Here is a 7,997-nt window from a genome sequence, read left to right as displayed (position 1 = left end):
CGGGTATTTTCTAAATAATTGAAGGAAAGAGATAAGGGTAGGGTTAAAAGATGTTTGGGAATACTTATATTCTTTATATTTGTGCCAACAAAAAATGCGTTACTGAATTATTGATTGGTAATGCGTTTAGGCTTTGAAAAATTTTCTTCATGGATTTTTACTTTATTTTTTGGAACATGAAGTAGTTTTGTTGGTCAAAACCTGTGAAATATATCTAAATCCTAAGGAGAAGATTTAAATGGGAAGACTTTTAGCGATTGATTATGGTTCTAAAAGGGTTGGTTTGGCCGTTACCGATCCTTTGCAAATGATCTGTTCTCCTTTGGATACTGTGCATTCAAAGGATGTTATTGAGTTTTTGAAAAGTTATGAAGAAACCGAAGGCATTGAAGCGTTTGTTGTAGGAATGCCCAAAAATCTGGATAATAGTGATACAAATGCCACACAACTTGTAAAACATTTTGTGGGCTTATTAAAAAAAAGGTTTCCGAATATTCCCATTCATTTGCATGATGAGCGTTTTACTTCTAAAATGGCTTTTGATGCTATGCTTAAGGGGGGAATGAAGAAAAAGGACCGTAGAAATAAAGGAAATATTGATAAAATAAGCGCTGCAATTATTTTGCAGTCATTTTTAGAGAGTAAGCAATAAAATTATGATTTACCCCATAGTAGCCTATGGCGACCCCGTATTGAGAAAGGAAGCTCAGGATATTGAGAAGGATTCCATAGATGTGAAACAACTGAGCCAAGACATGTTTGAAACTATGCATGAGGCCAATGGAGTGGGTTTGGCTGCTCCTCAGATTGGAAAATCAATTCGTCTGTTTGTCGTAGAAGTGGAATTGGAAGAGGAGGATCAGGAGCCTTTTCATTTTAAACGAGTTTTTGTGAATGCTGAAATCATCGAAGAGGATGGAGAAGATTGGCCATTTGAGGAGGGTTGTCTTAGCATTCCTAATATTCGGGAGGAGGTGATGCGTCCCGAAAAACTTAAAATTCGGTATTTTGATGAGAATTGGAAGGAATACGAAGAAGAATATGACGGGATGATCGCTAGGGTTATTCAACATGAATATGATCATATTGACGGGATATTATTTACCGATTATCTTTCGGGTTTGAAAAAGAGGCTTTTAAAAGGAAAACTGGCAAATATCAGCAAAGGAAAGGTAGATGTGGACTACCGCATGAAATTTCCCTTGAAAAAATAAGGCGTTAATAAGAAGAGGAGCTAATATTCAGGTTCCTCTTTTTTGATTAAATGGGCCTTTAAATCAAACCATGCTTTAATTGTAACTTTCTTTTTGGGTTAATGCAACAATCTAATCTTCCTTTAATCTTATTATTCAAGGGTGAAGATAAAATAGGCCAAACCCAATATCTCGGCTATCTCCAAGTTATACGTACTAATCATTCAATTTAAGGGAATTAGAGTCCTTGATTCTTATAGGTTTAAATTCTAATTCTTTTTTAATTTATTCTATTAAGAAAATGCGTTTCTTTAAAGTTAAACTGAAATCGAAATTAAGATGTATAAAATAAAGTAATTTGATTATCAAAATTTTGATTTCCAGTAAGTTTAAATAGTTTTTTCTTAATCTATATAGATTCTGTATTATTAAAATAAGTAATTATGATTTATCCGGTAGTAGCATATGGTGATCCTGTACTAAGAGAGAAATCCAGAGTAATAAAGGAAGGTGCTATTGATGTAAAGTTGTTGAGTAAAAATATGTTGGAGACCATGCACAATGCACAGGGGGTTGGTATTGCCGCACCACAGGTGGGATTATCACTCCGTATGTTCGTGGTTGAATGCAAATTTCGGGAGAAAGAAGGAGCTGAGTCACAATTCTTTTCTGATAGATACACTAAATTGGATCAATCTGAGAGTAATGATGAACAAGGTCAAATTCTTCATTATAAGCAGACATTTATAAATCCTACAATATTAAATCGACACGGAAAAGAATGGGGATTTGCCGAAGGCTGTTTAAGTATTCCGGGATTTAGAGAAGAGGTGTTGCGACCTGAAAATATTAAAATTCATTATTTTGATGAAAACTGGAATGAATATGAAGAGGAGTATGACGGTTTGATTGCACGTGTAATTCAACACGAATATGATCATATTGAAGGTATTTTATTTTTAGATCATCTCACTAAAGAGAGGCAAACTCAAAGACAAGCGGAATTGGAAAAAATTAGTAGGGGAGAGATTGAAGTTCCTTATACCATGGATTTTCCACTCATGGCCTGAACCTAAATTTGAAGGAGTAAAAGATGATTGGATTTTGAATTTAACCTTATAAGAAATCCGCAAATCGATGTAATCCTAAAGTTTAAACTATCACTTTTAACCATTCATTATTACCCCCTCCTATGGACGATCTTCAGATAACCTTTATCCAAAGCCAGCTTTATTGGCAAAACATTGAGGCAAATTTGGCTATGTTGGAAGAAAAGCTCTGGCAAAATATTGAGGCAACAGATCTTATAATTTTGCCCGAAATGTTTAATACGGGTTTTACCATGCAGGCACAAAGGCTTGCGGAACCCATGAACAGCAGGACTTTTCGTTGGATGAAACAGCAAGCAGCCCAACATAATGCTGTGGTTACTGGAAGCTATATTGTTAGAGAAGGAATGGCCTATTATAATCGGCTGATATGGATGGAACCAGATGGAAATTATGCCATTTATGATAAACGCCATTTGTTTAGGATGGCTCAAGAGGATAAATATTACAATCCGGGGAAAAAAAGATTAATTCGTAAGTTAAAAGGCTGGAAAATTTGTCCTCTGGTTTGTTACGATTTGCGCTTTCCAGTATGGAGTAGAAATCTGGTTCCAGAAGGGGAGGAAGATCTGCCATACCATATTTTGTTATATGTTGCCAATTGGCCAGCTGCCCGAATCCAGGCATGGGATGTTCTCCTTCAGGCACGTGCAATAGAAAATCTTTCTTACTGCATTGGAGTAAACAGGACGGGAACTGATGGGCAAGGTATTGTATATAATGGACATTCCGCAGTTGTTAACCCCAAAGGCCAATATTTAGCAAGGTTGGAGGATGAAGAGGAAATAGTAAACGTTAAACTTTCATCCTCTGAGCTTATGGGTTTTAGGGAGCGATTTCCTGCCCATTTGGATAGTGACTCTTTTAAGCTACAGATTGATGATTAAAAGAAGACAGAAGAAGTTCTTTTTGCAATTTGAAATCCGCGTTTTTGTGAAACCTTTGTCCCAATGGTTTGGCCATTTTTTCAATGATTTTTTGATCTCCCTGAAGGGCTAAAAAGTAGACAGCATCATTTTTTCGAACCACAAAATCTATGAATTTTCGGATGGTACCCAGTGGTTGATCATTTTTGACATGAATGATGATACCTACTTTTCGGCTTTGTTTCAAAAGATCGATGGCATAATCACAAATGGAAGGTTCTGAAAAATTGTCAAAATCAAAGGTAACTACCTTGGGAAGTTCTTGTTTAACCCATTGTAAAATATCGTGGGAATAGGTAGTATCATGTATACTGGCGACTTCAATGTGGATTAATGTTTCCATTCTGCTATTTCTGTATAATAAACTTTTGGCTAATACTTTCTTTATCTTGAAAGTTTGCCTTGACGATATAAACCCCAGATCTAAAATTTTGGGTGTCTAGTAAAACGACTTTGTTTGGATTTTCTGTCTTAAACGTTAATAATTTTTGGCCTGTGTAGGAAAAAACTTCTAAAGAAGAGAGGTTTTTTGCTTTTATACGTATAAAATCACCTCCAGGGTTTGGATAAATATTAAAAGAGAGGTTTGAAGTGTTCAAATCAGTTTCTCCCAAATTTCTAAGAAAAAACAACCCTCCCTGACTACTTCCCAACATAAAATCGTCGTATCCGTCATTATTCAAGTCGGCAGTTGTCATGTAGCTCATTTTACCAAAACTCGCTGAAATTGTTTGTCCATTTAGAGGGTTTAAGATGTTCTCAAGAACAGGTTCTATCAATTCTTCTTGAGAAAGATTTAGAAAGCTTTCAAAAATTTTCAATTGTCGGCCCACATTAGTGGTAATTAAATCATCTAATCCATCATTATTTATATCACCAATATGGATATGTAGGTGAACCCTGGAGGCACCATCACTTATGCCCAGAAAATTTTCCTCTTGTAATACAAATTCATTTCCAATATTTTGAAGAAATTCCAACCTTCCGCTTCGTCGGGCAAGAAGTAAATCTATAAGTCCGTCCCTGTTGATATCATAGAAATAAGGTTGATCACCGGATAAAAAGGTAATATCTATGGCATTGGGAGTTGAATTGGAAAAACCATCGATATCTGCAGATTTTCGGTTGAAATAGAAGGCCTTTGAGGTTCCGAGGTTTGACTCTTGCCCACTTACTATTAATTCCTCGCCTACGTGATTTGATAAATTTGCAAACTGGATAAACAGGTTTTGTAATCTTAATGCAGACAATCCTGCGAAATCTGTAGTTCTAAATTCAAAAACTGCTTCTTCCAAACTTCCGGTATTCTCAAAATACCAGACTGTAGAGTATTGGTTATTATCGAAGTGGTTTCCCTGAGCACAGACTAAAAGATCTTGATCTCCATCATTGTCTAAGTCATAGAAGGTAGGAGCTGCGGTTTCTCCGAAATCGAGCATCTCATCTTGCAAGAAATTGTCCTTTACAAAAGAAAAATCCATTTTAGGATCAGCGTTGGTATTTCGGTAAAGCCAGGAACTATTCTGCCAATTGATCTCTTTTCCGTTACTTCCAGATAGGTTTGGAGCTACAAGAAGGTCTTTAATGCCATCAAAATCTACATCAGCCAGAAAAGCTGCCGGAAAGCTTTCCAGATGAACAGCAGTTTCTGAATTTGGAAACTTAGAACTTGCTTCATCAAAATAAAGGTTTTCTGCTGTTCCTTTATTTTCAAGATAAGATAATTTTGCACAGTCTTCCTCTCCAATGATTATGTCAAAATCCCCATCTTTATCCCGATCAAAGACTAGTAGGCTTTTCCCTCCCACATGTGAAGGACGAATATTGTTTTCTTCACAATTGGCCCCATTAAAAGCAAAATGACCACATCCGCATTCTATTATTCCTCCCCATTCCTTCGTCACTTGTTGAAAATTCTCAATACCACAATTGCTAGAAGCCTCCATGCTCATATTTTGATGGTATTCCAGGGAAGTGCCAGAAGCCCGAAAATTGATGATATCGAGATCCCCATCCTCATCTAAGTCTACAATGGCGGGAATATCGCTGCTGTTGATTTTTAGGTTAGTTAATTGGGACCCCGTATGAGTTTGAAGGAATTCGGAGGATAGTTGAAAGTTTAGCGGACTACCTGTCTCAGTGATGTTTTGAAAGACCTTAATACCTCTGTCCGTATAGGTGAAAATATCCTTTTTTCCGTCGCAGTTGTAATCTGCAATTACCATCCAAGAACGGATCTCCCTTGGAAATAGTAAAGCGTAGGATTGATCAGCTACATACTTTTGATCTATTGCAAGGAAGGTGTTTATTTCCCCCGAACTTCGATCAAAGACTACCAGATCTTCTTTTTCGTCCCCATTCAAGTCCATGGTTTGATATTGTCCCGCATTAAGTCCTCCTGACCAGGCCAACTGTAGGGGTTTTTCTTTCACCAAAACCGGAATACTGTGGTCGTACTGAAAAAGTGTTTGCGCAAAAGTCAAAACAGGGATGTTCTGGAGGAGTATAAAGAAATAAAAAATACTTTTTTGGCTCATTATATTTTGTTGAAATGTGGAGTAATTTACAGCTTTGCCTTATAAAAGCAAGAGGGATAGAGGTTTAAAATTTAAATTTTATCCTTATCTTCGATGATGAAAACTTAAAATCTGCGTTAGGAGATGTGAAAGAGAAAGGGACGCGAATTTATATGAAAACTATAGAATCAACAGAACAGTTATATAAATACTTCAAAAAGACCACTGGAGTTTGTACCGATACAAGAAAGATAAGCCCCGGCAATCTTTTTTTTGCTTTGAAAGGCCCCAATTTTGATGCGAATCGATTTGCCGCTGTAGCTTTAGAAAAAGGAGCACGCTATGCCATGGTAGATGACCCAAAATATGCAGTAGGAGAACAATTCTTGGTGGTGAAGGACGGTTTGAAAGCCCTGCAGGAGTTGGCAAATTATCACAGGCGTCAATTGGATATTCCTGTTATTGGAATAACGGGGTCCAATGGAAAAACTACTACAAAAGAACTACTTAAGGCTGTCTTAAGCAAAAAGTACAAGACTTTTGCTACGGTGGGAAATTTCAATAATCATATTGGTGTGCCACTTACCTTACTGGCTATTGATTCTACGGTTGAAATGGCCATCATTGAGATGGGGGCTAATAAAATAGGGGATATTTCCGAATTGTGTGATATTGCTGAGCCTACCTTTGGCCTGATTACCAACATTGGAAAAGCACACACTGAGGGCTTTGGAGGATATGAAGGGGTAATCAGAGGAAAGAGTGAGCTCTATCATTACTTGATTCAAAGGGAAAACACCATATTTGTCAATAGTCGGCAGGAGGTGCTTAGGAATATGGCAAAACGGATGAAAAATCCAATTTTTTACCCCAATCAGGATGATTATTATCATTGCAAATTTTTGGAAGCCTCTCCTTTTGTGATTTACCAGGATGAAGAAGGGAATGAAATTAAAACCCATCTGATTGGGCAATACAATTTTGATAATATAACTACGGCTTTATGTGTTGGGAAATACTTTAATATTTCCACCCAAGATTGCAATGAGGCTATTGAAGCTTATGTTCCAGATAACATGCGTTCTCAATTGATATCTAGAGAAGGAAATACCATTATTTTGGACGCTTATAATGCGAATCCTTCTTCTATGCAGGCCGCGTTGGAAAATTTTAAGGCCATGAAAGCCAAACATAAAGTGGTTATATTGGGAGATATGAATGAGTTAGGGGAAATTAGTGAGGAGGAACATCGTAAGATTGGACGTACCCTTTATGCTGGTAAATTTGATCAGGTGTATTTGTGTGGAACGAAAATCCAAAAGGCGATAGAAGAATGTCCTCAGGCACGTTGGTTTAAAGACAGGGAGCAGTTATCGGAAGCTTTACAAAAAGAAGAGTTTGTCGATAGCCTCATTTTGGTAAAAGGCTCCCGTGGGATCGGACTCGAAAGTATGGTGGAGTTAATTTAATTACTTATGAATGGTGAATATTTTGCAAGGTGGTTTTCTCCTTTCAATTCACCATTCATTATTATTTATGCGCCAAATAATTAATTAAAAAATGGATGCCCAAGGAATACTAAACTTTCTCACTCAACTTAAACAAAATAACCACAAAGAATGGATGGATGCTCATAAAGAGGAGTATCAGGCATGTCGGGAGGGTTATATTCAATTTATATCCAAGCTTCTAAAAGAAATTTCCAAATGGGATGAAGGGTTGAGTGACTTAGATGCAAAAAAATGTATTTTCCGTATCAATAGGGATATTCGCTTCAGTAAAAATAAGGCCCCATATAAACTAAATTTTGGAGCTAGTATGGTCCAGGGAGGGAAAAACTCTGGGTTTGCTGGTTATTATTTTCATGTTCAGCCTGGAGAATGTTTTTTGGGGGGAGGAGTGTACAGGCCTTCTGCAGATCATTTGCGGCTGATTCGGCAGGAAATCGATTATAACCCCGAAGATTTCATAAAGGTTGTGGAAGAAAAGCAGTTTAGAGCATTGTTTGGAGATGTATGGGGAGAGAGGCTTTCTCGTCCTCCTAAAGGATATAGCAAAGAACATCCACAATTGGACTATCTAAAGCTTAAGAGCTTTGTTGTTTTACACTCCATCTCGGATGAAGAACTGATGGGGCCGGATTTTTTACAAAAAGCGGTGGGTGTTTTGAAGCGCATTAAACCATTTAATGATTATCTCAATGTAGCTTTAACTGTTGAAAATTAAAGATAAGGGAGTCTTTTGTGAAAAAAA

8 protein-coding genes are annotated in these 7,997 nt (G+C 37.0%); 6 read left to right on the top strand and 2 right to left on the bottom strand.

What is annotated here, in order from left to right; genetic code table 11:
- Positions 1 to 238 precede the first annotated feature (238 nt).
- The 4 genes from ruvX (at position 239) to E1171_RS12655 (ending at position 3,189) form a co-directional block, all read left to right on the top strand.
- Positions 239 to 652 (top strand): Holliday junction resolvase RuvX, encoded by a 414-nt coding sequence (gene ruvX, locus E1171_RS12670; protein ID WP_155206376.1) that lies wholly within the window; start codon positions 239 to 241, stop codon positions 650 to 652.
- Positions 653 to 656: 4 nt separating this feature from the next.
- The gene (gene def / locus E1171_RS12665; protein WP_155206375.1) at positions 657 to 1,214 is read left to right on the top strand and encodes a peptide deformylase; all 558 of its coding nucleotides are present in this window, start codon (positions 657 to 659) and stop codon (positions 1,212 to 1,214) included.
- Positions 1,215 to 1,636: 422 nt separating this feature from the next.
- Complete coding sequence (locus E1171_RS12660) at positions 1,637 to 2,263, top strand: peptide deformylase (protein ID WP_155206374.1); 627 nt, start codon at positions 1,637 to 1,639, stop codon at positions 2,261 to 2,263.
- A 122-nt stretch (positions 2,264 to 2,385) separates the two neighbouring features.
- Complete coding sequence (locus E1171_RS12655) at positions 2,386 to 3,189, top strand: amidohydrolase (RefSeq protein ID WP_155206373.1); 804 nt, start codon at positions 2,386 to 2,388, stop codon at positions 3,187 to 3,189.
- Here the strand turns inward: E1171_RS12655 and E1171_RS12650 are convergent.
- Together E1171_RS12650 and E1171_RS12645 are read right to left on the bottom strand one after the other, a co-directional pair.
- Positions 3,167 to 3,571, bottom strand: a complete 405-nt coding sequence (locus E1171_RS12650; RefSeq protein ID WP_155206372.1) for a hypothetical protein — start codon at positions 3,569 to 3,571, stop codon at positions 3,167 to 3,169. The genes E1171_RS12655 and E1171_RS12650 overlap by 23 nt on opposite strands.
- Positions 3,572 to 3,575: 4 nt before the next feature.
- Positions 3,576 to 5,765, bottom strand: a complete 2,190-nt coding sequence (locus E1171_RS12645; RefSeq protein ID WP_155206371.1) for a T9SS type A sorting domain-containing protein — start codon at positions 5,763 to 5,765, stop codon at positions 3,576 to 3,578.
- Positions 5,766 to 5,917: 152 nt separating this feature from the next.
- On the opposite strand from E1171_RS12645, the gene E1171_RS12640 reads away from it, so the two are divergent.
- Positions 5,918 to 7,213 carry a UDP-N-acetylmuramoyl-tripeptide--D-alanyl-D-alanine ligase gene (locus tag E1171_RS12640; protein WP_155206370.1) on the top strand — a complete coding sequence of 432 codons (1,296 nt, stop codon included), beginning with the start codon at positions 5,918 to 5,920 and terminating at the stop codon, positions 7,211 to 7,213.
- Positions 7,214 to 7,304: 91 nt separating this feature from the next.
- Positions 7,305 to 7,970 carry a DUF2461 domain-containing protein gene (locus tag E1171_RS12635; RefSeq protein ID WP_155206369.1) on the top strand — a complete coding sequence of 222 codons (666 nt, stop codon included), beginning with the start codon at positions 7,305 to 7,307 and terminating at the stop codon, positions 7,968 to 7,970.
- Positions 7,971 to 7,997 lie beyond the last annotated feature (27 nt).

Origin of the sequence: Xanthovirga aplysinae (assembly GCF_009711365.1) — a bacterium.
In the GTDB taxonomy this organism is placed as follows: Bacteria; Bacteroidota; Bacteroidia; order Cytophagales; family Cyclobacteriaceae; genus Xanthovirga; species Xanthovirga aplysinae.
The sequence above is the reverse complement of the archived record's forward strand: the minus strand, read 5'-3'. Positions and strand labels throughout refer to the sequence as shown.

Excerpts from the sequence above, each read along its gene's own strand:
- ruvX (WP_155206376.1), top strand. The coding sequence starts at position 239 with ATGGGAAGACTTTTAGCGATTGATTATGGTTCTAAAAGGGTTGGTTTG.
- def (WP_155206375.1), top strand. The coding sequence starts at position 657 with ATGATTTACCCCATAGTAGCCTATGGCGACCCCGTATTGAGAAAGGAA.
- E1171_RS12660 (WP_155206374.1), top strand. The coding sequence starts at position 1,637 with ATGATTTATCCGGTAGTAGCATATGGTGATCCTGTACTAAGAGAGAAA.
- E1171_RS12655 (WP_155206373.1), top strand. The coding sequence starts at position 2,386 with ATGGACGATCTTCAGATAACCTTTATCCAAAGCCAGCTTTATTGGCAA.
- E1171_RS12650 (WP_155206372.1), bottom strand. The coding sequence starts at position 3,571 with ATGGAAACATTAATCCACATTGAAGTCGCCAGTATACATGATACTACC.
- E1171_RS12645 (WP_155206371.1), bottom strand. The coding sequence starts at position 5,765 with ATGAGCCAAAAAAGTATTTTTTATTTCTTTATACTCCTCCAGAACATC.
- E1171_RS12640 (WP_155206370.1), top strand. The coding sequence starts at position 5,918 with ATGAAAACTATAGAATCAACAGAACAGTTATATAAATACTTCAAAAAG.
- E1171_RS12635 (WP_155206369.1), top strand. The coding sequence starts at position 7,305 with ATGGATGCCCAAGGAATACTAAACTTTCTCACTCAACTTAAACAAAAT.